Origin of the sequence: Pseudorhodoferax sp. Leaf265, from assembly GCF_001422365.1 — a bacterium.
Lineage (GTDB): Bacteria > Pseudomonadota > Gammaproteobacteria > Burkholderiales > Burkholderiaceae_C > Pseudorhodoferax.
On the sequence record NZ_LMMT01000002.1, the window covers coordinates 53578 to 79968 of the forward strand.

Sequence of the window (26391 nt, forward strand, 5' to 3'; positions counted from 1 at the left end):
GCTTCCATGCGCATGATGCGTCCGCGGGTCGGCTGGCTGCTGGGCCTGGCCCTGGGAACGCTGGCCGGCGCCGGCTGGGCCGGGAACGTGCAGGTCACGGTGCAGGACAGCGCGGGCAAGCCCCTGGCCGGTGCCGTGGTTTTCCTCGAATCGCGCGAGGCGCGGGCACAGGCCAAGCCGCTGTCCGGCGCCGAGATCGCGCAGCGCAACAAGCGCTTCGAACCCGACGTGACGGTGGTGACCGTGGGCAGCGCCGTGACCTTCCCGAACCAGGACACGGTGCGCCACCACGTCTACTCGTTCTCGCCGGTCAAGACCTTCGAGCTCAAGCTCTACATCGGCACGCCGGCCAGCCCGGTGGTGTTCGACAAGCCCGGCATCGCCGTGCTCGGCTGCAACATCCACGACCAGATGGCGGCCTGGGTGGTGATCGTCGAGACGCCGTACTTCGGCCGCAGCGCCGCCAGTGGCCAGGTGGCGCTGGTGGGCGTGCCGGCCGGCAGCTACCGGCTGCGCGTGTGGCACCCAGGCCTGGCCGTGGGCGCGCCGGCGGCCGACCAGGCGCTGGCGGTGGGCGCAGCCGACCAGGCCACCGTGTTCAAGCTCGCCGGCGTGACCCCATGAACTGGCGCGCCCGGCGCACCTGGTCATTGCCGGGCGGCCTGTCTTCCCGCATCGTGCTGCTGTCGCTGGTGCTGCTGCTGGTGGTGCAGGCGGCGGTGTTCAGCGTGGTGCGCATCGCCATCGAGCAGAGCGCGCGCCGCCAGGTCGCACAGGAGCTGCGCGTGGGCGAGCGCGTGTGGCTGCGCCTTTTGGAGCAGAACGCGCAGAAGCTGAACCAGGGCGCCACGCTGCTGGCGGCCGACTACGGCTTCCGGGCCGCCGTCGGCAGTGCCGACCTGGACACCATCGCCTCGGCGCTGGAGAACCACGGTGCGCGCATCGGCGCCACGGCCACGGCGCTGCTCGACACGCAGTTCCAGCTGCGCGCCGTGGCCGAGGGCCAGGACGCCGCTGCACTGCACCCGGTGCTGGCCAGTCCGCTGCGCGCCCTGGCCGAAGACCCGCACGCCTACCGCATCGCGCTGGTGGGCGGGGATGCCTTCCAGTTCGTGCTGGTGCCCATGCGCGCGCCGGTGGTCGTGGGCTGGGTGTTGATGGGCTTTCCGCTGAACCACAAGCTGCTGGAGGACATGCGCGGGCTGTCGGATGTGCAGCTGGCGCTGTTCGGCCGCCCGCCGGGCCAGCCGCCGCGCGTGCTGGCCACCACGCTGGGCCCGGCCGCGCTGCAGGCCCTGCAACAGGCCGGCGGCCAGCCCACCGAGCTGCCGGTGGCCGGCGACGTGCTGCTGGCACGCCCCGTGGAGCTCGACACCAGCGCCGACACGGCCGTCTACACCGTGCTGCTGCGCTCGGTGAACGAGGTGATGGCGCCGTTCCACCAAGCCCAGGTGGCGCTGGCCTGGATCACGGCGCTGGGCGTGCTGCTGTTCGGCGCCGGCAGCGTGGTGACGGCGCGGCGCGTGACCACGCCGTTGCGCGCGTTGGTCGCCGCCGCTGGCGAACTCGGCCGCGGCCGCTACGACCAACCGCTGCAGCACACCGAGCGGCGCGACGAGATCGGCGGCCTGGCGCGCGCCTTCGACACCATGCGCGTGGACATCGCGGCCCAGCAGGCCGAGGTCCGCCGCCTGGCCTACTGGGACCGCCAGACCGGCCTGCCCAACCGCGCGCGCTTCCGCGAGGCCGTGGAGCAGGAGATCGCGCGGCGCAGCGCCGAGGCCAATCCGCGCAGCCTGTCGGTGCTGATGCTGGACCTGGACCGTTTCAAGCACGTCAACGACGTGATGGGCTACGCCTTCGGCGACCAACTGCTGGTCGCTGTGGCCAGGCGGCTGGGCCAGCATGGCCTGCGCAACGGCGACATGGTGGCGCGTTTGGGCGGCGACGAGTTCGCCATGCTGCTGGTCGACAGCGACGCCGGCATCGCGCAGGCGGTGGCCCGGCGCATCGCCAAGGGCTTCGAGCAGCCGCTGGCACTGGGCGAGCAGACCGTGGACATCTCTGCCGGCCTGGGCATCGCCTGCTGGCCCGACCACGCGGCCGACACCGACACGCTGCTCTCGCGCGCCGAGGTCGCCATGTACGCCGCCAAGGCCAAGACCACGGTGGTGCAGCTCTACGACGCTGCGCTCGACGCCGGCAGCGTGCAGACGCTGTCGCTGCTCAGCGAGCTGCGCCGCGCGGTGGAGCACAACGAGCTGCGGCTGTTCATGCAGCCCAAGCTGCGGCTGGAGGATTCCACCGTGGTGGCGGCCGAGGCGCTGGTGCGCTGGCAGCACCCCGAACGCGGCCTGGTGCCACCGCTGGACTTCATCCCGTTCGCCGAGCAGACCGGCTTCGTGAGCCAGCTCACGCTGTGGGTGTTCGACGCCGCGGCCGACCTGCTGGCGCAGATCGGGCCGGGCACGCTGCGCATCGCCGTGAACCTGTCCACGCGCGACCTGCTCGACGTCGAATTCCCGGCGCGGCTGGACACCATCCTGGAGCGCCACGGCGTGCTGGCCACTGGCTTTTGCCTGGAGATCACCGAGAGCGCGATCATGGACGACCCGCAGCGCGCCCAGGCCGTGCTGCAGCGCCTGTCCGACCGCGGCTTCAAGCTCTCCATCGACGACTTCGGCACCGGCTATTCGTCGCTGGCCTACTTGAAGCGCCTCCCCGTGGACGAGCTCAAGATCGACAAGTCCTTCGTCATGAACATGGAGAAGGACGAGGACGACGCCAAGATCGTGCGCTCCACGGTGGACCTGGCCCACAACCTGGGCCTGACCGTGGTGGCTGAGGGCGTGGAGAACGCGCTGATCTGGCGCCAGCTGCGCGCGCTCAACTGCGACGAAGGGCAGGGCTACTTCATGAGCAAGCCGATGCCGTCCGCGGACTTCCTGCACTGGGCACAGCGCTGGCACCAGGGCCAGGTGCTGACGCACACCGGGCACGGGGCGCTGCTGCGTTAGGCAGCGCCACCACCATCACCCCGCCATCGCCTTCAGGCGCATCTGCCCCGGCAAGGGCACCGAGCGCTTGAGTACATCCTCGGCCAGCCACAGCGCCGACTTGCGTGCCCGCTCGGCCACGGTGGGCAGCGGCAGGTTCAGGAAGTCGTCGTTGAAGACCTCGAAGCTGTAGTCGCCGCGGTAGCCCAGCTTGTCCAGCCGCAGCACCAGTTCGACCACCTGCTCGCTGTGCACGCCTTCGCCCGGGAACACGCGCATGGTGCGCGCGGTGGCCATGCGTTCCTCGAAGGTCGGCGTGTCCTGCCACAGGAAGTCGGCCAGCTGCACGAGGAAGATCTTGCTCGGGTCCAGGTAGTCGATCTCCGAGAGCGGCGTCTTGGCCGCCAGCACGTGGAAGGAGTCGATGCCCACGCCCAGGTTGGGGCAGTCGGCGCGGCAGACCACGTCCCAGGCCGTCGTGAACTCGTTGACGGTGTGGCCCCAGGACAGGCCCTCGTACGCGATCTTGATGCCCAGCGGCACGGCGAGCATGGCCAGCTTGCGCAGGTCGCGTGCGATCAGGTCCAGGTCCTGCGTGGCGTGGCGCGAGGTCGACGAGCAGGCCAGCAGCACCGTGCAGCCCAGCGCGGCGCACATCTCCAGCATGCTCTTGGCGATGTCCACCTTGTAGTGGTGCAGGTGGCCGGACAGGCCTTCGAAATCGCGCAGCACCTGGAAGCCCGTGCCGCGCAGGCCGCTGTCCTTGACGGCCTGGACGGCGGCTTCCAGCCCGCCCGGATGCCCGACCAGGTCGTTGGCCTTGAGCATGACCTGCGTGAAGCCGGCCTCGCGCATGGCCTTGAGCTTGGCCTCCAGCGGCCCGGCCAGCGTGATCGTGTCCATGCCGAAGCCTTCGAAGTTGCCCTCGGTGTGCAGCCGCATGGTGCTCACTCCCCGCCGCTGTGCACGAGTTCGAACACCACCGAGCCCAGGTAGGTCTTGGTGATGGCGCCGCGCCGCTCGGTGTGGGCGGCGGCGGTTTCGACGAACTCCACGCCCAGCGCGCGCAGTGCCTGCACGGCGGCCAGCACGTCGGGCACGCCCAGGCCGATGCGCTGCAGCTTCTCGCCGGTGTCCAGCACATGCGGCTCGGGCTCGACCAGCTGCAGCATGAAGCGCTGCGTGGCGTCCAGCGCCGGCGTGCGCAGCAGGGTGCCCTTGGGCATGATGCCGAAGCGCAGGTCGTCTGGGATCAGCTCGGTGCCGAACAGCTCGCGGTAAAACTCGATCCAGTCGTTGCTGCGGCCCGGGCCGATGTACTGCACCACGCCGAAGAAGTGGATGCCCGCCGTGGCCGCGGGATGCTGCTCGACCGAGGGGATCGGCACGAAGTCCACGCCGTAGATCGAGAACTCCTTGTAGCGGTCGACGAAGTAGATGCGGCTGCCGCCCGCGCCGTGGATGGCCGGGATGTTCAGCTCCATGACCTCGGCATGCGTGGGCACGGCCCAGGCACCGCGTTCCAGCACGTAGTTGTAGGCGGCTCGCGCGTCGCGCGCGCGCAGTGCGATCGCCGAGATCTGCGGTACCTCCTGGTTGGCGCCCGGCGCGTCGGCCGCGTGGGCGTTGACGACGATGTTCAGGCCGCCCTGGCGGTACAGCAGGATCTCGCGCGAGCGGTGCCGCGCGATGGGCCGGAACCCCATCATCTCCAGCACCTGGCCCAGGGCCTGGGGCTTGGAGGTGGCGTATTCGATGAACTCGATGCCGTCCAGGCCCAGCGGGTTGGCGGCGTCGCTGAACGAGGCCTGAAGAGGCTCGCGCGGGTCGGGGGTATTCAGCAGCAGGTCACTCATGCGCACATTCTGCGCCAGCCGGCCCCGAATCCCGCTCAGCGCACGAGCAGAACGCCGCCGTCGACCGTCAGTGTGGTGCCGACCACATAGTCGCCCGCACGCGAGGCCAGGTAGATGGCGGCGGCCGCCATGTCCTCGGGCTGGCCGATGCGCTTGGCCGGGATGCGCCGGGCGACTTCCTCGCCCTGGTCGCGCGCGGCGCGGTTCATGTCCGAGGCGAAGGCGCCGGGCGCGATCGCGCTGACCACGATGTTGTCCTCGATCAGCCGCAGGGCCATGCGTTTGGTCAGGTGGATCAGGCCGGCCTTGCTGGCGGCGTAGGAGTAGGTCTCCAGCGGATTCACGCCCTGGCCGTCGATGGAGGCGATGTTGATCACCTTGGCCGGTCGGCTCTGGGCCGCCAGCCGCAGCGGCGCGGCCAAGGCCTGCGTCAGGAAGAAGGGCGCCTTGAGGTTCAGGTCGACGACCTTGTCCCAGCCCGATTCGGGGAAGTCGTCGAAGGGCTCGCCCCAGGCCGCGCCGGCGTTGTTGACGAGGATGTCCAGCCGGGGTTCCAGCGCGACGAAGGCATCGGCCAGCGCCCGGGCGCCGGCCACGCTGGACACGTCGGCCGGCAGCGCGATGCAGTGGCCCAGCGCGGCCATCTCGTGCGCGGCCTGGGTGCAGGCCTCGCCCTTGCGCGCCGAGATGTACACGCGCGCGCCCTGCGCCAGGAAGCCCTCGGCGATCATGCGGCCGATGCCGCGCGAGCCGCCGGTGACAAGGGCGGTGCGGCCCGCCAGGGAGAACAGGTCTTGGGTCTGCATGGAATGTCTCGCTCGGTATAGGGAAAACGCTGCAGCTTAGCGAGCCTACACTTGCCCGTCGCCACTTTGGCGACACCGCCACACCCCTCCAGCATGAAACAGATCCACCGCCAGCAATTGGCCGAGCGCCTGCTGGCCCTGGCCGAAACCGGTGCACTGCAGCAGGGCGACGCACGCGCGCGCATCGCCGAAGTGATCGACAGCGTGGAGCATGCCGATGCCGCGGCCGACCTGCGCCGCGTGACCATCCTGCTGTCGGATCTGCGCGGCTTCACGGCGCTGGCGGAGCAGCATTCGGCGCTGGCCATGGTCGAGGCGCTGAACCGCTACCTCGCGCGCATGACCGAGATCATCCTGCGCTGGGGCGGTTCCATCGACAAGTTCATGGGCGACGCGATCATGGTGCTGTTCGGCGCGCCCGAGGCGCTGGAGGACGACATCGTCGCGGCCATCGCCTGCGCGATCGAGATGCAGATCGCGATGGACGAGATCAACGCCGACAACCGCCAGCACGGCATGGCGCCCTGGTTCATGGGCATCGGCATCAACACCGGCGAGGTCGTGGCCGGGCAGCTGGGCTCGCGCCTGCACAGCGAGTACACGGTGATCGGCGACCAGGTCAACCTGGCTTCGCGCATCGAGGCGCACAGCCTGCGCGGGCAGATCCTGCTGTCCGAGGCCACCTGGCAGCAGGCGCAGGGCTTCATCGAGACCGGCGATGTCAACGAGGTCAGCGTCAAGGGCAAGCGCGAGACCGTGCGCATGTACGAATTGCAGGCCACGCAGCGCCCGCACCGGCTGGTGGCGCCCAAGCGCGAGATCCGCAACAGCCCGCGTGTGGAGGTCGACATGCCGCTGGTCTTCCGCCGGCTCAAGGGCAAGGCCGTGGGGCCGCGCCAGCTCGATGGCCGCATCACCGACCTCAGCTACGGCGGCATGTTCGTGCGCAGCGCGGTGGCCTTGCAGGCCTTCGACGACATCTGCTTTGCGCTGTCGCTGTCGATGATGGGCCGCGAGCTGACCGAGATCTACGCCAAGGTGCTGCGCGTGGTGCCGCAGGCCGACGGGCAGTACGGCTATCCGGTGGAGTTCACGGCCATCGAGGCCAAGGCCCAGCAGTCGATCAAGGAGTTCGTCGACGGCATCGTCGAACTCGGCCGGCCCTAGGTTTCAGGCCGCCGCCTGGCGCGCGGCGGCCTGCCGCACGAAGATCGGCGAGGCGGTGCTGGCCATGGCGAGTTCGCCGGCCGCCTGGTTCAGCGCCGCGCCCAGTTCCAGCATGCGCGGCGCGGTCAGCCGGATCGCCGGGCCGGCGATCGTGATCACGCCGATGGTGTCCTCGCCGCGCCGCTGCACCGGCGCCGCCATGGCGTTCATGCCGGGCGCGTAGACCTCCTCGATCAGCGAGAAGCCGCGCGCGCGGTCTTCCTGCAGCACCTGCTCCAGCGCCTTCCAGGTGGTGGGCGCGCGCGGGCCGTAGGCGGCCGGCTCGCCGAAGCCCTGCTTGACCACGAGCTCCAGTGCGCGCTCCTCGGACAGCGTCATGAGCCAGGCATGGCCGCCGGCGCTGCACGACAGGCGCAGGTCGATGCCCATGTCGGGGTCGTAGCGCAGGCCGAAGCGCGCGCCCTGCGCCTTGGCCACGAAGGTCAGCCGGTCGCCGTCGACGATGGCCAGGCGCACCAGCTCGCCCGACACGTCGGCCAGCCGGTCGATGATGGGCTGGGCGATGTCCACGATGCCCGAGCCGCCCAGGTAGGACAGGCCCAGCGCGGCCAGCTTGGTGGTAAGCGCGTAGTCGCCGTGGTCGCGCATTTGGCGCACATAGCCACAACGCACCAGCTCGGTCAGCACCCGGTGGCAGGCCGACAGCGGCAATTCCAGGTCCGCTGCGACGGCCGACAAGGCCTTGCCTTCGGGGCGTGCGGCCAGGTATTCGAGGACGGACAGGGAACGTTCCAGGGGGCTGCTCATGGCCGGGATTGTCACCCGAAGCCGGACGGCTCCATGTGGCATGCGCAGCGCCACCAGCGGCCCACTCGCCCGAACTGCGTACAGGTTTACCCCAGGTGCCAAACCCTGGTCGGCCCTTAACATGGAAACATATTCCATATGGAAACAGTTTCTGACAATTTGGGTTGGTGCTGCATTGGCACCCACCCAGGCGCGGCACGCCTGCAGGCATGTCGCGCTGGCTGCCATTTTCACAACCACCGGAGACCTGCATGCGCCTTGCGCTTCTACCTTCCCTGATCATGACGCTGGGCGTCCTGGCGGCGGCGCCGCCGGCGCTGGCCCAGCCCGCGACCCAGTCCCCCGGCTGCTGCACGGCCACCACGCGCGACGTCGAGAAGGTCGGCGGCAACCTGGGCAACCAGAACTACTCGGCACTGCGCCAGATCAACAAGGCCAACGTCAAGCAGCTCGGCGCCATCTGGCTCAACGAGATCGAAGGCGGCATCACCACCGGCACCAACCAGAGCACGACCATCGTCAAGGACGGCGTGATCTACATCGAATCGGCGCTGGGCAAGCTGCACGCGGTCGACGGCGTGACCGGCCAGACCAAGTGGGTCTACCCGGGCAAGGGCACCATCACGCGGCGCGGCCCGGCCATCGGCCAGGGCATGGTCTACACCATCGCCACCGGCAACACCGTGGTGGCGCTGAACAAGGACACCGGCCAGGTCGTCTGGGAAAAGCAGATCAACGGCTACGGCAACGTGGCCAAGGTCGGCGTGGTCTACCACGACGGCATGCTCTACCTGGGCACCAACGACGGCTCGCGCGGCGCCGCGCTGGCCGTGGACGCCGGCACCGGCGAACTCAAGTGGTATTTCTTCGGCATCCCCGGCCCCGGCGAGTTCGGCTACGACACCTGGGGCGGCGGCCCGCAGAGCGGCGCCACGCCCTGGATCCACCCGGCGGTGGACCCGGAGCTCAACCTCGTCTACTGGACCTTCGGCAACGCGCGCGGCGGCTCATCGCAGGACGGCTCGCAGCGCCCGGGCCAGAACCTGTTCGCCAACTCCATCGTCGCCACCGACGCCAAAACCGGCGCCTACAAGTGGCACTTCCAGTCCGTGCACCATGACATCTGGGACATGGACAACGTCAACGCGCCCGTGCTGGCGGATGTGACCGTCAAGGGCAAGCCGCGCAAGGCCGTGATCTATGGCAGCAAGACGGCCATGTGGTACATCCTGGACCGCACCGACGGCACGCCGCTGGTCGGCATCGACGAGAAGCCCGTGCCGCAGGACGCGCGCCAGAACACCTGGCCCACGCAGCCCTATCCGCGCGGCGACGCCTGGATGCCGCTGTGCGTGACCGACAGTGGCCCGGCCCGCGCCGTGCCCAACTTCAAGCGCGGCTGCCTGTACTCCGCGCACTGGGACGAACCCGTGCTGTCCATCCCCGGCCAGGGCGGCGGCGGCGACTGGAGCCATGTGTCCTTCAGCCACAGCACCAAGCTGGTCTACACCGGCTTCGGCTATGTGAGCTCGGCCCACTCGCTGACGGAGGCCAGCAACGGCCTGCGCCCGCTGGGCACGGAGATGACGGGCGGCATCGTGGCCATCGACCCGGCCACCAACAAGATCCGCTGGAAAAAGGACATGCCGTACTCGCTGGCCCACGGCAACGGCATCCTGACCACGGCGTCGGACCTGCTGTTCATCGGCCAGCCCGACGGCAACCTGCTGGGCATGGACGCGCTGAACGGCCGCGAGCTGTGGCGCTTCCAGACCGGCGCGGCCATCAGCGCCAGCCCCATCACCTACGAGGTCAACGGCGAGCAGTACATGGCGATCTATGCCGGCGGCACCGGCATCCCCTATGGTGACTCGGCCCAGCGCGGCGACCACCTGTGGGCCTTCAAGGTCGGCGGCACCGTGCCGCAGGCGGCCGAGCCGACCAAGCCCGTGATCCGCCGGCCGATCAACGCCGCGGCGGTCGAGGGCAGCGTGGTCAACAACACCGTGACCTTGGCCCGGCAGTGGAGTGGTGGCCAGGTGGGCGCCGCCGAAGCCGGCGGCACGAACGCGATGGCACCACAGCACCTGCGCGTGCCGGTGGGCACCACGGTGACCTTCCACAACCCGGCCACCAACGCCAAGCAGCATTGCGCCACGCAGTTCTTCGAAGGCCTGTTCAATGCCGGGCCGCTGGCACCGGGCCAGTCGTTCCAGTACACGTTCAGCGAACGCGGCGAGTACTTCTACAACGACTGCACCGATCCGCGCTCGACCGGCAAGGTCGTCGTGTACTGACAGCCCCCGAGGCCCCGCTGCCGGATGGCGGTGGGGCGCACCTTCCTGATCCCACCGGAGACATGACTTGAACCACCGCATCACCTCGCTCGGCCTGGCCCTGGCCCTCACGCTCGGCGCTGCCGCCAGCCAGGCCGCCGTCGCCCGCTTCGACACCACCAGCTTCGGCTACAGCGTTTCCAGCGGCGCGCTGAACTGGTCCACCACCGACCAGTACCAGCGCTTGGACACCGAGGCCGCCTCCGGCGGTGGCACGTTGGGCTACGACAGTGCTTCCAACGACTGGAGCAGCTGGGCCAGCCAGGCCCTGTCGGCGTCCAGCCCCTACGCCGGCGCATCGGCCGCCGCGGGAGCGCAGACGCTGCAGGGCAACGCCCAGGCCACCCGCACCAACCTGCTGCCCATCGACCTGTCCTCGCACACCAGCCGGGCCTATGCCAACCAGTCCGGCGTGTTCAGCCTGACCGAGGACGGCACCGTCACGTTCACCATCGGCTGGCGCATCGAGGTGCAGGGCGATGCGTCCGATCCGCTGGCCGACTACGGCCAGGCCATGATGGCGCTGATGGCCGGCGCCTACGACGGCAGCGCGGCCACGTCGCTGAACGCAGAACTGTTCTCGTTCGACGCCGTGAGCGGCCTGGCCGTGGCCACCGGCACCTGGGTCTTCGACGTCGCACTGCTCGCCGGCCAGCTGGGCTACTACGACCTGACCGGCACGGCCAGCGCCGAAGCCAGCGCCCAGGGCGCCAGCGAAGTGCCCGAGCCAGGCAGCCTGGCGCTGCTCGGCGCGGGCCTGGTGGCGCTGCTGGGCCTGCGCCGCCGCCGCGTCTGAACATCGACGGCCCCCGTGCCTGCGGGCGCGGGGGCCGTTCCGAAGAGAGGGCCCGGCACCGCCGGGCCTTGTGCTTCAGGCCTGCGGGCGGCGTGCGCGGCGCGACCAGCCCAGGCCGGCCAGGCCGGCCAGCAGCAGGGCGGCGCTGGCCGGTTCGGGCACGTCGTTGACCAGGGTCAGCGTCAGGCTGCCCAGGTTCACGTAGCCCAGGTACTCCTTGCTGACGGACAGGTTCAGTGCGCCGTCCTGCAACAGCGCCAGCTCGGCCCCCGTGAAGGTGTAGCTCCAGGCCGTGGGCGGACTCACCTCGCTGTTGGTCGAGCAGTCGTCCCACAGCGAGCAATAACCGACTTCGACGCCGTCGCCATACACGTACACCTCGGTCGTCGTGCTGGAAAAGCCATTGCCGAAGGTGCCGCTCAGCGTGGCCGACAGGATATTGCCTGCGGTGGAGAAATTGAATTGGCCGACATTCAGGCTCAGGGGCCAGGAGCCCCAGACGCTGTCGCCGGTGCTGAAATCGGCCAGCGTGCTGGTCACCACGCCGGCCTGTGCCACAGCGGCACCCGCCGCCAGCAATCCAGCGGCGACCAGCTTTTTCATTCTGGAAAAACGCATAAACACTCCAAGTCGTTGAATCTACAAGCCCCCTTCGTCCCAACCCATTGTCAAGACACAAAAAATTGGTGGCACGCGAGTCTAGTGATTTGGCATGGAAGATCTTTCCATGCTTCCCCTCTTGACGGTTGCAGCTTTTTGCAACAGGATTGGAAAAGTATTCCACATGCTTTGATTCCTTGAAATCAGGCGAATAACGAAAGGGGGAGACATATTCATCCAGCCAAGTTGCACAGCGCCTGATCCACATGCCAGAGGCTGTTGATTCGCCTATTGCACCGGCGCAGCTTCGTTTTCTCATTTCTCTGAAGGATTAACTCCATGCATCGAAGAATCGATGGACAGGGCGGCCGCCGCATGCTCGCCTGCGCCGTGGCGCTGGCGGGCGCGGGCCTCGCGCCCGCAGCCTTTGCCCAGCAGGGGGCGCCCGCGCCGGGCAGCCTCGACACGCAGTACAACGCCTGCCGCGGCACCAACCCCAATTGCTACAACGACTGGGGCGCGTTCGCCAACACGCCGAACAAGGTGCTGATCTACTCGCGCACCGCCGGCCCGCGCCACGCCAACCTCGGCCCGGCCCTGGCCCCTGGCCTGAACCCGCCGCTGGCAGCCGCCAACGCGGTGCAGAACGGCCTGGTCCGCCTGCTGGCCGCCGAGGGCATCCAGGCCGACTGGACCGAGGACGTGGCCCGCATGACCAGCCTGAACGGCTACAAGGCCATCATCTTCGCCAGCGCGCTCTGGGACCACGCCAAGAGCGCCGCCGGCGGCACGCAGCTGGACGCGGCACGCCATGCGCTGCGCCAGTACATGCGCCGCGGCGGCGGCTTCGTGGGCATCCACAACGCCTTCGGCACCGAATACAACTGGCCCTACTACGAAGGCCTGCTGGGCAACGCCAACTTCTACGACCACGGCGCCAACCAGAACGGCACCGTGCGCGTGGTCAACAAGAACGACAGCTCCACCTCCATGCTGCCGGCCAGCTGGGCGTTCAAGGACGAGTGGTACACGCTGATGCCGTACCCGACCAACGTGAAGTTCCTGATGGTGGTGGACACCAACTCGCTGGCCACCAAGCGCAGCACGCACCCAGGCCACGGAAAGATGCACCCGGTGTCCTGGTGCCAGTACTACGACGGCGGCCGCTCCTGGGTGACCACGCTGGGCCACGACGCCGGCGCCTTCGCGCAGGACACCTCCACCTTCCCGGGCGCTGCCGAATTCCAGAAACACGTCGTCGCCGGCATCAAGTCGGCCATGGGCCTGGTGCCCTTCTGCAAATGAGCGCGCCCCGCTTGGCCACCACCTCTTCGATCCAAGGAAACACCATGTCCCGTACGACCCGCGCCCTGGGCGCCGCCTTCGCCCTGTTCCTGGCCGGTACCGCCCAGGCCCAGACCGGCGCCCCCGCACCCGGCAGCCTCGACCCCTACTACAAGGTCTGCCGCGGCACCAATCCGAACTGCTACAACGATTGGGGCGCATTCGCCAACACGCCCAACAAGGTGCTGATCTACTCGCGCACGGCCGGCCCGCGCCATGCCAACCTGGGTCCGGCGCTGGGCCCGGGCCTGAACCCGACGCTGGCACCGGCCAACGCCGTGCAAAACGGGCTGATCCGCCTGCTGGCCGCCGAGGGCATCCAGGCCGACTGGACCGAGGACGTGGCCCGCATGACCAGCCTGAACGGCTACAAGGCCATCATCTTCGCCAGCGTGGGACCACAGCAAGACCGCGGCCGGCGGCACGCAGCTGGACGCCGCGCGCCACGCGCTGCGCCAGTACATGCGCCGCGGCGGCGGCTTCGTGGGCATCCACAACGCCTTCGGCACCGAATACAACTGGCCCTACTACGAAGGCCTCTTGGGCAACGCCAACTTCTACGATCACGGCGCCAACCAGGACGGCACGGTGCAGGTGGTCAACAAGAACGACGCCTCGACCGAGATGCTGCCCGACAACTTCGGCTTCAAGGACGAGTGGTACACGCTGATGCCGTTCCCGACCAACGTGAAGTTCCTGCTGACGGTGGACACCAACTCGCTGGCCACCAAGCGCGGCACGCACCCGGGCCACGGCAGCTTCCACCCGGTGTCGTGGTGCCAGTACTACGACGGCGGCCGTTCCTGGGTGACCACGCTGGGCCACGACGGCGGCGCCTTCGCAGCCGATACCTCGACCTTCCGCGGCGCGGCCGAGTTCCAGAAGCACATCGTGGCCGGCATCAAGTCGGCCATGGGCCTGGTGCCCTTCTGCCGCTGAGCATGGCTGGGCAGGGCCAGAACTGGCGCCGCCGGCTGGCGGTGCTGGCGGCCGGCTTCGCCGTGCTGCACGCGGCGGCGCAGATCGACCTGGTGCCGCTGCGCCACCCGGGCGGCATGGTCACGCTGCCCGGCGGCACGCTGCTGCTGGCGGCCGATGCCGGCGACGGCGGCCATGGCGCGGAGCTGTGGGCCGTCGACGCGCGCGACGGCAGCCGCCGCCTCGTGCGCGACATCCGGCCCGGGCCGCTGGGTTCGTACCCGAGCGGGCTCACGCTCTGGCGCGGCCATGCCTACTTCGCGGCCGACGACGGCCAGCACGGCCTGGAGCTGTGGCGCAGCGACGGCAGCACCGAGGGCACGGTGCGTGTGGCCGATCTGCGCGCGGGCCCCGAGGGTTCGCTGCCCAACGGTTTCGTGGCCTTCGGCGACGCGCTGTACTTCTCGGCCGACGACGGGCGCCACGGTTTTGAGCTCTGGCGCACCCAGGGCACGGTCGAGACCACGGTCCTGGTGGCCGACATCCACCCCGGCGCGCCGGGCGGCCTGCCGCGCCAGCTCACGGTGGTCGGCGGCGCGCTGCTGTTCAGCGCCAACGACGCCGAAGGCGGCACCGAGCTGTGGCGTAGCGACGGCACGGCCGCCGGCACCCGCCGCGTGCTGGACATCCGGGCCGATGGCGATGCCAACCCCGAGCAGCTCACGCGCGTGGGCGATACGCTGTTCTTCACGGCCGACGACGGCCGCCATGGCCGCGAGCTGTGGCGCAGCGACGGCACGCCCGCGGGCACGCAGCTGGTGGCCGACATCCGGCCCGGCCGCGACAGCGCGCAGCCGCGCCACCTGGTGCAGGCCGGCCGCTGGCTCTGGTTCGCGGCCGACGACGGCCGCCATGGCATCGAGCTGTGGCGCAGCGACGGCAGTGCCGCCGGCACGGCCCTGGTGGCCGACATCCGCCCCGGCCCCGCCAATGCGCTGCCCAGCCACCTCACCGCGCTGGGCGATCGGGTGGTGTTCGCGGCCTACGACGGCGTGCACGGCGTGGAGCCCTGGGTCAGCGACGGCACGGCCGCGGGCACGCGGCTGCTCGCGGACATCCACAGCGGCCCCGGCCATTCCAACGCCTGGGCCTTCAAGCGGCTGGGCGACCGCGTCGTGTTCGCGGCCGACGACGGCCGCCTGGGCATGGAGGTCTGGCAGACGCGCGGACAGCCGCAGGACGTGCAGCTGCTGCGCGACGAGCGTGCCGGTGCACCCGGTGCCTTCCCGCGCGGCTTCGTCGCGCTGGGCGAGCGCATCGCCTTCGTGGCCGAAGCCGCCGACGGCGCGACCTACCTCGCGCTCGACGGACCGGCGGGGCGGAACTGCGGCAGCGCCGACAGCGGCACCGTGGGCAAGGCGCCGGGCGCGGCCGGCTGTGTGGCCTCGGCGCCTTCCTCCTCGGCCACGCGGTAGACGAAGCGCCAGTCGGCCAGGGTGGCGGCGTCCTCGAAGGCGGTGTCGAAGCGGCCGAAGCCCTGGCGCTTGAGCGGCACCGCCGTCGAGCGGCTGTGCACGCCCAGGATGCCGCCGCTGGGTGCCGGCACCAGCACCCAGTCGCCGCCCGTCACCGGGTCCAGGTAGATGCGGCGCAGGTGGCGCTGCGTGGTGGGCCAGCGCTTGTCCAGCAGCAGGTCGTCCAGCCGCTGCGGAAAGCGGTGCTGCTGGCCCAGCGGCACCTCCTCGTAGTAGCGCTTGATCGCGGCGCGGATCTGGTCGCCGGCGAACAGCAGCTCGGCCTCGCGCTCGCGCTGGGCGTGCACGCTCCACAGGCTGCCCGTGGCCGCCAGGCCCGCGCCCAGCAGCGCCACGGCCAGCAGCAGGCCCAGGTAGGTGAAGCCGCGCTGGTTCACAGGGCGGACAGCTCGACGCCGCCGCGCGTCTTGCCCGGCGCGCCGCTGCGCACGTCGTAGACGCGGCCCGGTGCGGCGCGGCCGTCGGCGGCGGCCGGCGGCGGCACGAAGATCCAGCTCTCGCTGCTGTCGGTGTAGGGGTCCACCGGCGGCGCGCGCAGGTAGCGCCGGCGCACCAGTTCCGCGAGGTCGTCCGGGTAGCGGCCGGTGTCGGCGTAGAACTTGTCGATGTTGTCGCGCATGACCGCCAGCGACTGGCGCAGCGCGTTCTCGCGCGCGTGCTCGACCGCGCCGAAGTAGCGCGGCGCTGCGATCGACAGCAGCGTGGCCAGGATGGCCATGACCACCAGCAGCTCCACCAGGGTGAATCCACGCCGCTCGCGCATCACCAGTCCCGGTAGGGGCGGCCGTTCAGGCCGGTGCGGTCCGACAGCGAATGCACGTCGTACACGTCCTTGCCGGGCTGCGGCTGGTCGGCCGGCGAGGCGTAGCTGCGCAGGCCCCAGGTCTGGGCGGCGGGCACGCTGCCGTCGCCCGTGAAGAAGGGGTCGGGCGGCACGCGGCGCAGGAAGCGCAGGGGCCGGCCCTGCGGGTCGCGCGCGTCGGTGGCGCCGTCCACCAGCGCCTGCAGCGTGGGCGGGTAGCCGGTGGCATCGCTCGCGCGCGGCACGCTGCCGGCCTCCGTGGCGCGCTTGTAGTCGTCGATGGCCTGGCGGATCTGGCGCAGCGCGCTGCGCAGCTCGGCCTCCTTGGTGCGTTGCACGGCCAGTTCGGCCAGCGGCAGCGCCATGGCCGCCAGCACGCCGACGATGGCCACGGTGACCGTCAGTTCGACGAGCGTGAAGCCGCGGTGGCGCCGGTTCATCGCTGCACGATCCCGACCTGCACCGGCGGCGGCGCCTGCACCGGCAGGTTGGCGCTGGCCACGTCGAAACCGATCTCGGCCTGCACTGGCGCCTTGGCCAGCACGCGCAGGCGCACCGTGGCCGGCGGCGTGGCCACGCCGGCCATGCCCGAGGAGGACAGCTCCACGCTGGCATCGGCCGTGCCGCCCACGGGCGTCAGCAAGGCAGGGTCGTAGCGCAGCTGCACGCGTGTCGTGATGGCCTGGTTGCCGTCGGGCAGCGCCAGCTGCACGCTGAACTCCTCGCCGATGCCGACCTGCGCCGGCACCTGCACGCTGAGCGCGGCCGGCGCCTCGGGCACCGGTGCGGCAGCAGCCGCCGCACGGCCGGCCGGCGTGGCCGTGACCGCCGCGCCCGGCGGCGTCAAGCCCATGGCCGTGCCATCGCGAAAGCGCAGCGGCACGCGGCCCGGCACGGCTTCGGTGCCCGAGGCGAACTGGCTCTCCACGGTTTCGGGCCGGCGCACGTTGCGCAGCACGCGCGGCGTGACCAGCAGCACGATCTCGGTCTTGGCCACGGTCTGGTCGTTGTTGCGGAACAGCCGGCCCAGCACCGGCAGCTCGGCCGCGCCGGGCAGCTTGGCCATGCTCTGGCGGTCCTCGTTGTTGATGAGGCCGGCCAGCACCTGGGTCTCGCCGTCGCGCAGGCGCAGCGTGGTGCTGGCGTTGCGCGTGCCCAGCCGGTAGGCCACGGTGCCCGAGATGTTGAGCTGCGAGAGGATGTTGGAGACCTCCAGCTGCACCTTGATGGCGACCTCGTCCTCCAGGTAGACGTTGGGCTCCACGTCCAGCTTCAGTCCCGTCTCCAGGTAGCTCACGGCCGAGGACACGCCCACGTTGGCAGTGGAGGTGGTGGTGATCACGGGCACCTTCTCGCCGATGTGGACCTTGGCCTTCTCGCGGTTGCGCACGCGGATGCGCGGGTTGGCCAGCAGGTTGGCGCCGCCGTCGCTCTGGCGCAGGTTCAGGATCAGCAGCGGGTTGGCCGTGAACGCACGCAGGCCGCCGCTGCCCAGCTGCACCAGGCCGTCCGATGTCGTGCCGTTGGTGCCCGGGATGCGGCCGACGATCTGCTCGGGAAAGCGCAGGCCGATCTCCTGCGCCACGCTGGAGGCGATCTCCAGCACCTCCAGCTCGAGCATCACCTCGGGCTCGCCCAGGTCCTGCGTGGCCACCAGCTGCTCGGCCAGGCGGATGGCCTCGGGCGTGTCGCGCATGATCACCAGGTTCAGCCGCTCGTCGACGAACAGGTCGCGCGTCTTGACCAGCGCGCGGATCATCGCGGCGGTCTGCTTGGCGTCGGCGTTGGCCAGGTAGAAGCTGCGCATCACGAGCTCCTGGTACTCGCGCTGCTTGGCCTGGGTGTTGGGGTAGACGATCAGCGTGTTGTCGTTGAGCAGCTTGCGCTCGAGCTGGTTGGTCTGCAGCAGCACGCCCAGCACGTCCGACAGGCTGGTGTCGCGCACGAAGATGGTGGTGCGCTGGTCGCCCTTGACGTCCTTGTCCAGCACGAAGTTGAGCCCGCCGTGGTTGGACAGGATCTCGAAGATCGTGGCCAGCGGCACGTCGCGCAGCTCCAGCGTGAGGCGCCGCGCCATGGCCTGGCGCAGCTGCGGCTCCTTCTGCTCCAGCAGCCGGCGCCGCTCGGTCACGCCGCGCACCACGGCCTCGGCGCCGCGCTGGCGCGAGTCGCGCGCGAGCACGCTGCGCGCGATGCGGTCGGCACCGTCCAGGTCGCCCGCGGCCAGCAGGCGCTCGGCCTCGGCCACGGACAGGCGGTGCGCGCGGTCGGCCTGCACGGCCTGGATGCCGCCCTGCGCCACCACCGAGGCCGGGTCCATGCGCAGCGCGGTGCGGTAGCGGTCCTCGGCGATGTCCAGCGCGCCGGCCGCGCGGGCCGCGTCGCCGTCGCGCACGACCATGCCCACCAACGAGTCGCGTTGCAGCACGTAGGCGTTGTAGGCGTTCGGGTCCAGCGGCGGCGTGCGCGCCGCGCGTTCCAGCTGCGCCAGGCCGGCCTCCACCTGGCCTGCCGCGATGAGCTGCTGCGCCGACTGCACGGAGGCCTCGCGCGGCGAGGCACAGGCCGCCAGCAGTGCCAGCACCACCAGGGCAGGCCAGCGCCAGTGCGGCTGGGGGGCATGCGCGCGGGTGGCGCGGTGGGGCGATGTCACTAGTTCTGCTCCTCGGTGTCGGCCGCGGCGGGCGCCGGTCCAGCCGCTGGCGCGCTGGCGGTCTGGCCGGCCACCAGGGCCAGCGTTTGGCGGGTGCCGGTCGGCACATGCAGCAGGCGCAGTTCGCGCGCGCCGATGTGCTCGACCAGGTAGTCGGGTGAGAGCTGGCGGCCGGCCACGGCCGCGAACTTGCGCTGGCCCTGGGCCAGGAACACGGTGCTCGTGCCGTCCTCGGTCCAGCGGCCCAGGAAGCGGAAGGGCAGTGCCGCGGCCGTGGCGGCCGGTGCGGCCGCGGTGCTGTCCACGGGGGTGGGCGGTGGCGCGGCAGCGGCGGCCTGTGCCGCGGCGGCTGCCGCCGCCAGCGCCGGGTCGCCGAACGGGCTGCGGCCCGCGCCGCCGTAGGGGCGCTGCGGCAAGGCCAGCGGGGCGGCTGGCGCGGCCGGCGCGGTGCCAGCGGGCACGGCGCGGGCAGGCCGCGCAGCCGGCAGGCTCGCGGCCGCCTCGCCCGCCTCTTCCTGCGGCTGCACGGCCAGCATGGCCGCGCCCGTGAGCAGGGCGGCCACACCGTAGAGCATCCAGCGCTGGCGGGTCGACAAGGCCATGGCGTTCACGGGCGGCGCAGGTAGAGCGACAGCCGCAGGTCGGTCTCGAGCGTGGCGTCGGCCGCGCGGCGGAACTGCACGTCGTCGAGCGCGACGAAGGTGTTGCGCTCCAGCAGGCGGCCCAGGAAGCCGCGCACCTGCGCGTAGTCGCCCGTGGTGCGCAGCGCGATGCGGTAGCGGGCCAGACGCGGATCGTCGGCGCGTTGCTCCAGCCGGTACTCGGCCGCGCGCAGCGGCACGCCGGCTTCACGCGCCGCGCCGTCCAGCGCGGCCAGCGCCTCGGCCAGCGCCTCCAGCGGCGGGAATGCGGCGTGGAACTGCGCCAGCTGCGCGGCCGGTGCGGCCTGCGCGGCATCGGCCCGCGGTGCCGGTGGCACCACGGCTGCGAGCGCGGCCTGCTCGGCACGCAGCGGGGCCACCAACGCCACTTCCGCGGCGGCCGCCAACGCCAGCAGCAGCACGCCGGCCAGTGCCAGGCGGCCCGTCGTCATGGCGCCTCCCATTCGGCCGTCAGCGTGAAGCGCAGCGGCTGCGCACCCGCGTCTTCCTGCAGCGCGTGGTCCACCAGCAGCACCTGGCGGAAGCCGGGCGCCTGTTCGAGCCGCGCCATGTAGGCCAGCACCTGGGCCAGCTCCGTGGCCTGGCCGCCCACGCGCGCGCGCCGGCTGCCGCCCTCGGGCTGCAGCGCGGTCAGCACCACGCCGGGCACGCTGACCGATTCGAGCGCGCGGAACCAGGCGTCCCAGGGCACGGCCAGCGTGGCCGCCACCGCCTGCGCGGCCGCGATCTCGGCCGCCAGTGCGGGCGGCACGGGTGCCGCCGCGCGTGCGGCGCCGGCCTGCGGCTGCAGCCGCGCGAGCGCGGCGGCCTGGGCATCGGCCGCCTGGCCGTGGCGCAGCCCGACCAGCGCGCAGGCCGCCAGGCCGAGGGCCAGCACGCCGTGGCCCCACCAGCGGGCCCAGGGCGACGGCGGCAGGAACTCGAGCTCGGGTGCGCGCAGTGCCATGTCAGATGTCCGCGCCCGTCAGTGCGATGGTGTGTGCCTGCCAGCCGGTCAGTTCCAGCGGCGCAAGCGGTGCCAGCGGTTCGGCCGGCGCCAGGCCCTGCCAGGCCACGTGCACCAGTGGCAGGTCCGCGGGCTCCAGGCCATCGAGCAGTGCGCAGCGTGCGAGCCAGGGCGCCAGCGCGTCCGGCCCCTGCATGGCGTCGAAGGGCAGGGCACGCAGGCTTTGCCAACCCTGTGCCGGGTCGATGCGCGCCAGCAGCGCGCCGTCGGCCTCGGTGACCAGCAGCCAGGCGTGGCGGCCGGCCAGGCGGGGCCAGGCCTGCGCCGCGGCCAGCGCCAGCAGCGGGCGCACCGACACGGCGCGCAGGCCAGCCTGCAGCGCCTGTTGCTGCAGGCGCTGCAGCCAGCCCGTGTCGAGCGCGGCAGCGGGCATGCCGGGGCCGGCCGTGCCGTCCACCGCCAGGTCCCAGCCGTCGACGGTATCGCCGTGCACGCCGCGCAGCAATTCGCGCGCGGCCACGCGGCGCTCGGCCGTGCCACGCAGCACGCGGGCGTCGGGCAGCAGCGTGGTGCGCACGAAGCGGTTGGAGACCACGATGCGCGCGTGGGCGCGGCGCGGTGCGGCCGTGGTCGCCAGCTGCGCCAGCGCGCGCAGCGCGGCGTCGGCGCCGTCCGGTCCGTCCACGGCCTGCTGGTGGTGCGCGACCGGCCTGCGCCAGCCGCGCCGCTGCAGCGCCAGGCCGACCTGCGAGGGCGCCAGCCAGACGGCGGCCTGCTCACGCCACGGCGGTCGTGACACGGTCCACCTCCTGCAGGCTGGTCGCACCTTCGCGCAACAGGTCGAGCGCGGCGTCGCGCAGCAGCCGCGTGCCGTTGCGGCGCGCAGTCTCCTTGAGCACGCGCACGGGCTTGCGCGTGATGATGAGTTCGGCCAGTTCGTCGGTCATCACCAGGATCTCGGCAATCGCCACGCGGCCCAGGTAGCCGGTGGCGCGGCACTGGCCGCAGCCGCGCCCGGCCATGAAACGGAAGGCTGAAAGGTCCTGCCCGGCCAGGCCGGCATCGGCCAACTGCTCGGCCCCGGGCTGCACGGGCACGCTGCAGTGCGGGCAGTTGCGGCGGACCAGACGCTGCGCCACGATGCCGTTCAGCGCGGCCGTGAAGCTGTAGGCGTCGATGCCCATGTGGGCGAAGCGGCCCAGCACGTCGAACACGTTGTTCGCGTGCACGGTGGTGAACACCAGGTGGCCGGTCAGCGCGGCCTGGATGGCGATCTGCGCGGTCTCGGCGTCGCGGATCTCGCCGACCATCACGCGGTCGGGGTCGTGCCGCAGGATGGAGCGCAGGCCGCGCGCGAAGGTCAGCCCCTTCTTCTCGTTCACGGGGATCTGCAGCACGCCGGGCAGCTGGTACTCCACCGGGTCCTCGATGGTCACGATCTTCTCGTGGCCGTGGTTGATCTCGGAGATCGCGGAGTACAGCGTGGTGGTCTTGCCGCTGCCGGTGGGGCCGGTCACGAGCAGCATGCCGTGCGGCTCGCCGGCCAGGCGGCGGATGGTGCGGCGGTCGGCGCCCGAGAAGCCCAGGCTGTCCAGCGTGAGGCCGCGCGCGGCGTCGGCCAGCTGCTGCTTGTCCAGGATGCGCAGCACGGCGTCCTCGCCGAAGATGGACGGCATGATGGACACGCGCAGGTCGATCTCGCGGCCGCGCACGGCCACGGTGAAGCGCCCGTCCTGCGGGATGCGGCGCTCGGCGATGTCCAGCTGCGCCATCACCTTGATGCGCGAGATCACCTGCTCGGCCAGTTCCATGCCCTCGTCGCTGCGCACGGCCACCAGCACGCCGTCGATGCGGTACTTGATGGCCAGGCCGCTGGCGCCTGTCTCCAGGTGGATGTCCGAGGCATTGGCCTTGAGCGCGTCGTACAGCGTGGAGCGCACCAGGCGCACCACGGCGCTGCTGCCCTCGGCGATGCTCTGGAACGACAGGTCTTCCGCCTCGCTGCCCGGGGCCACGCCGGTGCCGGCGGCGATCTGCAGCTGCTCCAGCGCCGACAGGCCCTCCTCGTGCCGCGCCAGGCGGGCGGCGATGTCGCCCGCATGCGCCAGCACCCAGCGCGCCGGCTGGACCAGGGCATGCTGTGCGCGCGCGCAGCGCGTGTCGTCGAACGGGTCGCCCAGCACCAGCTGCAACGCGCCGCTGCCGTCGCGCATGGCCAGCATCTGCAGCGCGTGGCAGTCGGCGAAGGGCAGGGCGTCGAAGGCCGGCTGCCAGGCGTGCAGGTCGGCCATGCGTGCCAGCGGGTAGTGCAGGCTGGCCGCCAGCCGCGCGGCGAAGCGCTCGGGCGCATCGCCGGCCAGTTCTTCGAGCATGCGCACCACGGTGGCGCCGCGCTCGGCGGCCAGCACGCGCGCCTGCGCGATCTCGCGCGCCGCGAAGGGCGGCAGGGGCAGCGCGGCGTTCATGGGTGCAGCCTTCGGCCTGCGGCCCGTCCCGCCAGGCGCGCGCGCACTTGCTTGGAACGACCCTGCACCCAGCTCATCCCAGGCTCCCCGCCAGCTCGAAGATCGGCAGGTACATCAGGATCACGATGGCGCCGATGACCACGCCGATCACGGCCATCAGCACGGGCTCGAAGAGCTTGGTGAACCACTCGATCCAGCGCGCGAGCTCCTCGTCGTGGAAGCCGGCGATGCGCTCCATCATGGCGGCCATGTCGCCGCTGTTCTCGCCCACGCGCAGCATGCGCGCGGCCACGGGCGTGGTCAGGCCCGCGGCGGCCATGGCGTCCGACAGCACGATGCCTTCGCGGATCTGCTGCGTGGCGCGCACCAAGCCCTGCTGCATGTGCAGCGGCAGCAGGCCGGCCACCATGCCCAGGGCCGGCACGATGGGCGTGCCGCCGCGCAGCAGCATGCCCAGCGAGCGGTAAAAGCGCGCCAGGTGGTAGGTGGCAAGGCGTGCGCCCACGGCCGGGATGCGCGTGAGCAGCGCCACGCCGTGCGGCAGCAGCCGGCGCGCCATGGCGGCGGCCAGCACCGCGAGCGCGAGCAGCGTGGCGCCAATGGCCGCGCCGTGCGCCTGCATGCCCTGGCCCCAGCGCAGCAGCAGCATGGACATCCAGGGCAGGTCGCGGCCCGATTCGGCGTAGATGCTGGAGAAGCGCGGCACCACGTAGCCCAGCAGGAACAGCACCACCAAGCCGCCCAGCAGCAGCAGCGCGACCGGGTAGATCGAGGCCGACACCACCTTCTTGCGCACCAAGTCCAGCCGCTCGTGGTAGTCGACATAGCGCGCCAGCGACTCGACCAGGTCGCCGCTGCGCTCGGAGGCGCGCACGGTGGTCACGTAGAGCACCGGGAAGGCCTGGGGCAGCTCGGCCAGCACGCGCGAGAAGGACTGGCCTTCGAACATGCGCGCACGCATGGCGGCCAGCACGGGGCGCACGTCGCTGCGGGTTTCCTTCTCCAGCAGCGTGTCCAGCGTCTCGGGCAACGACAGGCCGGCCTGCAGCAGGGCCATGAGTTCCAGCGTGAACTGCAGCAGCGGAAAGCGTGGCCTGCGCTGCAGGCGCAGCGCCGGCAGGCCGGGCAGGGCGCGCCGGGGCGCGGCCGACAGCACGGCCAGGCCCTGGGCACGCGCGCGCTGCGTCGCCATGGCCAGGTCGTCGGCCTCGACCGCCAGGCGGACCACGCCCTCGCCCGGACGAAAGCCGCGCACATCGAACTGCATCGCGCCGCGCCTCTACCAGCTGGTCACGTCGGCGGCGTCGCCGCTGCCGCCGGCCTGGCCGTCCTTGCCCAGCGAGTACAGGTCGAACTCGCCGTGCTGGCCCGGCGACTTGTACAGGTAGGGCCGGCCCCAGGGGTCGGGCGGCACACCCTTTTGCAGGTAGGGCCCGTCCCAGCGCGTGACGCCGTTGGGCCGTGCGGTGAGCGCGGCCAGCCCCTGCTCGTCGCTGGGGAACTGGCCCACGTCGAGCCGGTAGGTGTTGAGTGCGCTGGTCAGCGCGGCGATCTGCGCCTGCGCGGCCCGCACCTCGGACTTGCCGACCTGCGAGAAGTAGCGGGGCGCGACGTAGGCGGCCAGCAGGCCGATGATGACCATGACCACGAGCAGTTCGAGCAGAGTGAAACCTCGGGGCCGGCGGTGGGCGGGCATGGGACGGTGGTCTCCTGGGTTCTTCTGGGGAAAGGGCCGCGGCGTCAGCGTGTGCCTGCGGGGGCCGGTGCACGTGCGAACACCGCAGCGCCGCTGCTGGCCAGTGCCAGCTCCTCGGCGGCCGCGAGCAGCGGCGCCCCCAGGTCCTGCATGCGTGCGGGCGTCAGGCGGATCGCCGGCCCGGCGATCGTGAGCACACCGCTGGCGGCCTCTCCGCGCCGGCGCACGGGCGCGGCCATGGCGTTCATGCCGGGCGCGTACATCTCCTGGATCTGCGCGAAGCCGCGGGCCCGGTCCTCCTCCAGGATCTCGACCACCGCCTTCCAGCCGACGGGCGCCTGCGGGCCGTAGTGCTGCGGCACGCCGAAGCCCTGCCTCACGATGAGCTCCAGCGCGCGCTCCTCGGACAGCGTCATGAGCCAGGCATGGCCGGCCGCGCTGCACGACAGCCGCACGTCGATGCCCATGTCGGCGTCGTAGCGCAGGCCGAAGCGCGCGCCCTGGGCCTTGGCCACAAAGGTCAGCCGGTCGCCATCGACGATGGCCAGGCGCACCAGCTCGCCGCTGGTCTCGGCCAGCCGGTCGATGACGGGCTGGGCGAGCTCGACAATGCCGGAGCCGCCCAGATAACTGAGCCCCAGGGCGGCCAGCTTGGTGGTCAGGGTGTAGTCGCCGTGCTCGCGGGTCTGCCGCACATAGCCGCAGCGCACCAGTTCGCCGAGCAGGCGGTGGCAGGCCGACAGCGGCAGGGCCAGCTCGTCCGCCAGCGTCGACAAGGTCTTGCCCGCCGGCCGCAGGGCCAGGTATTCCAGGATGGTCAGTGAACGTTCCAGCGTGCTCGCCATGGGGTCGGATTGTTGAGCGGAAGCGGTTTTCTTTGTGGAAGGGTTTTCCTTAATGGAAAAGATTTCCTGGAAATTTACCATTCCGGCACCGACCACCACCTTCCCATTCCTTCAAAGGACACAACGTGAAACCCCTGATCCGCTGCGCTCTGGCGACCGCCGTGCTTGCCCTGTCCGCCACGGCGGCCCTGGCCCAGGACATCCAGGAACGCACCATCAAGTTCGGCCACCTGAACAACACGGACCATCCTGTGAGCTTCGGGGTCAAGCGCTTCTCTGAACTGCTGGCCGCCAAGACCGGCGGCAAGTTCAAGGTGCAGGAATTCCCGTCCAACCAGCTCGGCAACGAGATGCAGCAGCAGTCCGCGCTGCAGGGCGGCGTGCAGGAGATGTCGGCCCCGGCCACGACCTCGCTGGCCGGCATCGTCAAGGAGTTCGGCCTGGTGGACTTCCCGTTCGCGGTGTCCACCTTCGAGCAGGCCGATGCGCTGCTGGACGGCCCGCTGGGCCAGGCGCTGATCGCCAAGCTGCCCGAGAAGGGCCTGGTGGCGCTGGGCTACTGGGACCTGGGCTTTCGCAACGTGACCAACAGCAAGCGGCCCATCACCAAGGCCGAGGACCTGGAAGGTCTGAAGCTGCGGGTGATCCCGAACCCGGTGTTCCTCGAATCGTTCAAGGCCTTCAAGGCCAACCCCGTGCCCATGCCCTTCGCCGAGCTGTACGGCGCGCTGGAGGCCAAGGCCGTCGACGGGCAGGAGAACCCCTTCGCCGTGATCCTGTCGAACAAGTTCTACGAGGTGAACAAGTTCGTCAGCGCCACCAACCACGTGTACGCGGCCAACATCGTGCTGGTCAGCAAGCGCTTCTGGGACAAGCTCTCCCCGGCCGAGCAAAAGGCCATGAACGAGGCCGCCAACGAGGCACGCGGCTACCAGCGCCAGGTCAGCCGCGCGGCCGCGCAGAAGGCCGTGGGCGAACTGCAGGCCAAGGGCATGCAATACAACACGATCGCGCCGGCCGAGCAGGCGCGCATGGGGGCTGTCGTCAAGCCGGTGCTGGAGAAGTTCGCCGCCAGCTACGACCCGGCCATCGTCAAGCTCTACAACGACGAGCTGGCCAAGGTCCGCAAATAAGGTGTCCAGCGCTTCGGAACAAGAACCC

At 71.0% G+C, this 26391-nt stretch carries 25 protein-coding genes; 9 read left to right on the forward strand and 16 right to left on the reverse strand.

What is annotated here, in order from left to right; genetic code table 11:
- Positions 1-12 precede the first annotated feature (12 nt).
- Complete coding sequence (locus ASF45_RS04460) at positions 13-624, forward strand: methylamine utilization protein (RefSeq protein ID WP_056658097.1); 612 nt, start codon at positions 13-15, stop codon at positions 622-624.
- Complete coding sequence (locus ASF45_RS04465) at positions 621-3017, forward strand: bifunctional diguanylate cyclase/phosphodiesterase (protein WP_056657604.1); 2397 nt, start codon at positions 621-623, stop codon at positions 3015-3017. The genes ASF45_RS04460 and ASF45_RS04465 overlap by 4 nt, the downstream gene beginning before the upstream one ends.
- Before the next feature lie 15 nt (positions 3018-3032).
- Here ASF45_RS04465 and ASF45_RS04470 read toward each other — a convergent pair whose 3' ends face one another.
- The 3 genes from ASF45_RS04470 to ASF45_RS04480 are packed head-to-tail and all read right to left on the reverse strand — an operon-like array spanning position 3033 to position 5658.
- A complete protein-coding gene (locus tag ASF45_RS04470; protein WP_056658100.1) occupies positions 3033-3938 on the reverse strand; it encodes a sugar phosphate isomerase/epimerase in 906 nt (301 codons plus the stop codon).
- A gap of 5 nt (positions 3939-3943) precedes the next feature.
- A complete protein-coding gene (locus tag ASF45_RS04475; protein ID WP_056657607.1) occupies positions 3944-4852 on the reverse strand; it encodes a VOC family protein in 909 nt (302 codons plus the stop codon).
- A 35-nt stretch (positions 4853-4887) separates the two neighbouring features.
- Positions 4888-5658, reverse strand: coding sequence for an SDR family oxidoreductase (locus tag ASF45_RS04480; protein WP_056657610.1), 771 nt, complete (start codon positions 5656-5658; stop codon positions 4888-4890).
- 93 nt (positions 5659-5751) lie between these two features.
- On the opposite strand from ASF45_RS04480, the gene ASF45_RS04485 reads away from it, so the two are divergent.
- Positions 5752-6825 carry an adenylate/guanylate cyclase domain-containing protein gene (locus tag ASF45_RS04485; protein WP_056657613.1) on the forward strand — a complete coding sequence of 358 codons (1074 nt, stop codon included), beginning with the start codon at positions 5752-5754 and terminating at the stop codon, positions 6823-6825.
- 3 nt (positions 6826-6828) lie between these two features.
- On the opposite strand, the gene ASF45_RS04490 is transcribed toward ASF45_RS04485, so the two are convergent.
- On the reverse strand, positions 6829-7632 hold the full coding sequence (locus ASF45_RS04490) for an IclR family transcriptional regulator (protein WP_056657616.1): 804 nt from the start codon (positions 7630-7632) through the stop codon (positions 6829-6831).
- A gap of 251 nt (positions 7633-7883) precedes the next feature.
- On the opposite strand from ASF45_RS04490, the gene ASF45_RS04495 reads away from it, so the two are divergent.
- Entirely contained in the window at positions 7884-9929 is a 2046-nt protein-coding gene (locus ASF45_RS04495) for a PQQ-binding-like beta-propeller repeat protein (protein WP_056657619.1), read from the forward strand.
- A 67-nt stretch (positions 9930-9996) separates the two neighbouring features.
- Positions 9997-10764 carry a PEP-CTERM sorting domain-containing protein gene (locus tag ASF45_RS04500; RefSeq protein ID WP_056657622.1) on the forward strand — a complete coding sequence of 256 codons (768 nt, stop codon included), beginning with the start codon at positions 9997-9999 and terminating at the stop codon, positions 10762-10764.
- Positions 10765-10839: 75 nt separating this feature from the next.
- On the opposite strand, the gene ASF45_RS04505 is transcribed toward ASF45_RS04500, so the two are convergent.
- Positions 10840-11382, reverse strand: coding sequence for a PEP-CTERM sorting domain-containing protein (locus tag ASF45_RS04505; protein WP_082550808.1), 543 nt, complete (start codon positions 11380-11382; stop codon positions 10840-10842).
- A gap of 321 nt (positions 11383-11703) precedes the next feature.
- Here ASF45_RS04505 and ASF45_RS04510 point away from each other — a divergent pair, with 321 nt between their 5' ends.
- From ASF45_RS04510 to ASF45_RS04520, 3 genes are all read left to right on the forward strand, one after another.
- Complete coding sequence (locus ASF45_RS04510; protein WP_063887577.1) at positions 11704-12669, forward strand: ThuA domain-containing protein; 966 nt, start codon at positions 11704-11706, stop codon at positions 12667-12669.
- Between the two features lie 501 nt (positions 12670-13170).
- A complete protein-coding gene (locus ASF45_RS36255; RefSeq protein ID WP_056657632.1) occupies positions 13171-13647 on the forward strand; it encodes a ThuA domain-containing protein in 477 nt (158 codons plus the stop codon).
- Between the two features lie 2 nt (positions 13648-13649).
- The gene (locus tag ASF45_RS04520) at positions 13650-15101 is read left to right on the forward strand and encodes an ELWxxDGT repeat protein (RefSeq protein ID WP_056657635.1); all 1452 of its coding nucleotides are present in this window, start codon (positions 13650-13652) and stop codon (positions 15099-15101) included.
- Between the two features lie 433 nt (positions 15102-15534).
- Here the strand turns inward: ASF45_RS04520 and ASF45_RS04530 are convergent, their stop codons facing one another.
- The 11 genes from ASF45_RS04530 to ASF45_RS04580 form a co-directional block, all read right to left on the reverse strand.
- A complete protein-coding gene (locus ASF45_RS04530; protein WP_056657640.1) occupies positions 15535-15924 on the reverse strand; it encodes a type II secretion system protein in 390 nt (129 codons plus the stop codon).
- Positions 15924-16403: a type II secretion system protein gene (locus tag ASF45_RS04535; RefSeq protein ID WP_056657643.1), complete on the reverse strand. Its 480-nt coding sequence runs from the start codon at positions 16401-16403 to the stop codon at positions 15924-15926. Before ASF45_RS04535 ends, ASF45_RS04530 begins: the two co-directional genes overlap by 1 nt.
- On the reverse strand, positions 16400-18616 hold the full coding sequence (locus tag ASF45_RS04540; RefSeq protein WP_056657646.1) for a secretin N-terminal domain-containing protein: 2217 nt from the start codon (positions 18614-18616) through the stop codon (positions 16400-16402). Before ASF45_RS04540 ends, ASF45_RS04535 begins: the two co-directional genes overlap by 4 nt.
- A complete protein-coding gene (locus ASF45_RS04545; protein ID WP_156472849.1) occupies positions 18616-19218 on the reverse strand; it encodes a hypothetical protein in 603 nt (200 codons plus the stop codon). The genes ASF45_RS04540 and ASF45_RS04545 overlap by 1 nt, the downstream gene beginning before the upstream one ends.
- A 5-nt stretch (positions 19219-19223) precedes the next feature.
- Positions 19224-19709, reverse strand: coding sequence for a hypothetical protein (locus tag ASF45_RS35045; RefSeq protein WP_056657653.1), 486 nt, complete (start codon positions 19707-19709; stop codon positions 19224-19226).
- Positions 19706-20224, reverse strand: a complete 519-nt coding sequence (locus tag ASF45_RS04555; protein WP_056657655.1) for a PilN domain-containing protein — start codon at positions 20222-20224, stop codon at positions 19706-19708. Before ASF45_RS04555 ends, ASF45_RS35045 begins: the two co-directional genes overlap by 4 nt.
- A gap of 1 nt (position 20225) precedes the next feature.
- Positions 20226-21023 (reverse strand): hypothetical protein, encoded by a 798-nt coding sequence (locus tag ASF45_RS04560; protein ID WP_056657658.1) that lies wholly within the window; start codon positions 21021-21023, stop codon positions 20226-20228.
- Positions 21001-22689 carry a GspE/PulE family protein gene (locus ASF45_RS04565; protein WP_056657661.1) on the reverse strand — a complete coding sequence of 563 codons (1689 nt, stop codon included), beginning with the start codon at positions 22687-22689 and terminating at the stop codon, positions 21001-21003. The genes ASF45_RS04560 and ASF45_RS04565 overlap by 23 nt, the downstream gene beginning before the upstream one ends.
- A gap of 73 nt (positions 22690-22762) precedes the next feature.
- Positions 22763-23956, reverse strand: coding sequence for a type II secretion system F family protein (locus ASF45_RS04570; protein ID WP_056657664.1), 1194 nt, complete (start codon positions 23954-23956; stop codon positions 22763-22765).
- Positions 23957-23968: 12 nt separating this feature from the next.
- Entirely contained in the window at positions 23969-24385 is a 417-nt protein-coding gene (gspG, locus tag ASF45_RS04575) for a type II secretion system major pseudopilin GspG (RefSeq protein ID WP_056657666.1), read from the reverse strand.
- Positions 24386-24429: 44 nt separating this feature from the next.
- Positions 24430-25230 carry an IclR family transcriptional regulator gene (locus ASF45_RS04580; protein WP_056657669.1) on the reverse strand — a complete coding sequence of 267 codons (801 nt, stop codon included), beginning with the start codon at positions 25228-25230 and terminating at the stop codon, positions 24430-24432.
- Positions 25231-25355: 125 nt separating this feature from the next.
- Here ASF45_RS04580 and ASF45_RS04585 point away from each other — a divergent pair, with 125 nt between their 5' ends.
- On the forward strand, positions 25356-26363 hold the full coding sequence (locus tag ASF45_RS04585; protein WP_056657672.1) for a TRAP transporter substrate-binding protein: 1008 nt from the start codon (positions 25356-25358) through the stop codon (positions 26361-26363).
- Positions 26364-26391 lie beyond the last annotated feature (28 nt).

Bases quoted from the DNA above. Each gene is read 5' to 3' on its own strand.
- ASF45_RS04470 (WP_056658100.1), bottom strand. From the start codon at position 3,938: ATGCGGCTGCACACCGAGGGCAACTTCGAAGGCTTCGGCATGGACACG.
- ASF45_RS04465 (WP_056657604.1), top strand. From the start codon at position 621: ATGAACTGGCGCGCCCGGCGCACCTGGTCATTGCCGGGCGGCCTGTCT.
- gspG (WP_056657666.1), bottom strand. From the start codon at position 24,385: ATGCCCGCCCACCGCCGGCCCCGAGGTTTCACTCTGCTCGAACTGCTC.
- ASF45_RS35045 (WP_056657653.1), bottom strand. From the start codon at position 19,709: ATGACGACGGGCCGCCTGGCACTGGCCGGCGTGCTGCTGCTGGCGTTG.
- ASF45_RS04510 (WP_063887577.1), top strand. From the start codon at position 11,704: ATGCATCGAAGAATCGATGGACAGGGCGGCCGCCGCATGCTCGCCTGC.
- ASF45_RS36255 (WP_056657632.1), top strand. From the start codon at position 13,171: ATGCGCCGCGGCGGCGGCTTCGTGGGCATCCACAACGCCTTCGGCACC.
- ASF45_RS04555 (WP_056657655.1), bottom strand. From the start codon at position 20,224: ATGGCACTGCGCGCACCCGAGCTCGAGTTCCTGCCGCCGTCGCCCTGG.
- ASF45_RS04535 (WP_056657643.1), bottom strand. From the start codon at position 16,403: ATGAACCGGCGCCACCGCGGCTTCACGCTCGTCGAACTGACGGTCACC.
- ASF45_RS04565 (WP_056657661.1), bottom strand. From the start codon at position 22,689: ATGAACGCCGCGCTGCCCCTGCCGCCCTTCGCGGCGCGCGAGATCGCG.
- ASF45_RS04570 (WP_056657664.1), bottom strand. From the start codon at position 23,956: ATGCAGTTCGATGTGCGCGGCTTTCGTCCGGGCGAGGGCGTGGTCCGC.
- ASF45_RS04580 (WP_056657669.1), bottom strand. From the start codon at position 25,230: ATGGCGAGCACGCTGGAACGTTCACTGACCATCCTGGAATACCTGGCC.
- ASF45_RS04520 (WP_056657635.1), top strand. From the start codon at position 13,650: ATGGCTGGGCAGGGCCAGAACTGGCGCCGCCGGCTGGCGGTGCTGGCG.
- ASF45_RS04545 (WP_156472849.1), bottom strand. From the start codon at position 19,218: ATGGCCTTGTCGACCCGCCAGCGCTGGATGCTCTACGGTGTGGCCGCC.
- ASF45_RS04475 (WP_056657607.1), bottom strand. From the start codon at position 4,852: ATGAGTGACCTGCTGCTGAATACCCCCGACCCGCGCGAGCCTCTTCAG.
- ASF45_RS04480 (WP_056657610.1), bottom strand. From the start codon at position 5,658: ATGCAGACCCAAGACCTGTTCTCCCTGGCGGGCCGCACCGCCCTTGTC.
- ASF45_RS04485 (WP_056657613.1), top strand. From the start codon at position 5,752: ATGAAACAGATCCACCGCCAGCAATTGGCCGAGCGCCTGCTGGCCCTG.
- ASF45_RS04505 (WP_082550808.1), bottom strand. From the start codon at position 11,382: ATGCGTTTTTCCAGAATGAAAAAGCTGGTCGCCGCTGGATTGCTGGCG.
- ASF45_RS04460 (WP_056658097.1), top strand. From the start codon at position 13: ATGATGCGTCCGCGGGTCGGCTGGCTGCTGGGCCTGGCCCTGGGAACG.
- ASF45_RS04530 (WP_056657640.1), bottom strand. From the start codon at position 15,924: ATGCGCGAGCGGCGTGGATTCACCCTGGTGGAGCTGCTGGTGGTCATG.
- ASF45_RS04495 (WP_056657619.1), top strand. From the start codon at position 7,884: ATGCGCCTTGCGCTTCTACCTTCCCTGATCATGACGCTGGGCGTCCTG.
- ASF45_RS04490 (WP_056657616.1), bottom strand. From the start codon at position 7,632: ATGAGCAGCCCCCTGGAACGTTCCCTGTCCGTCCTCGAATACCTGGCC.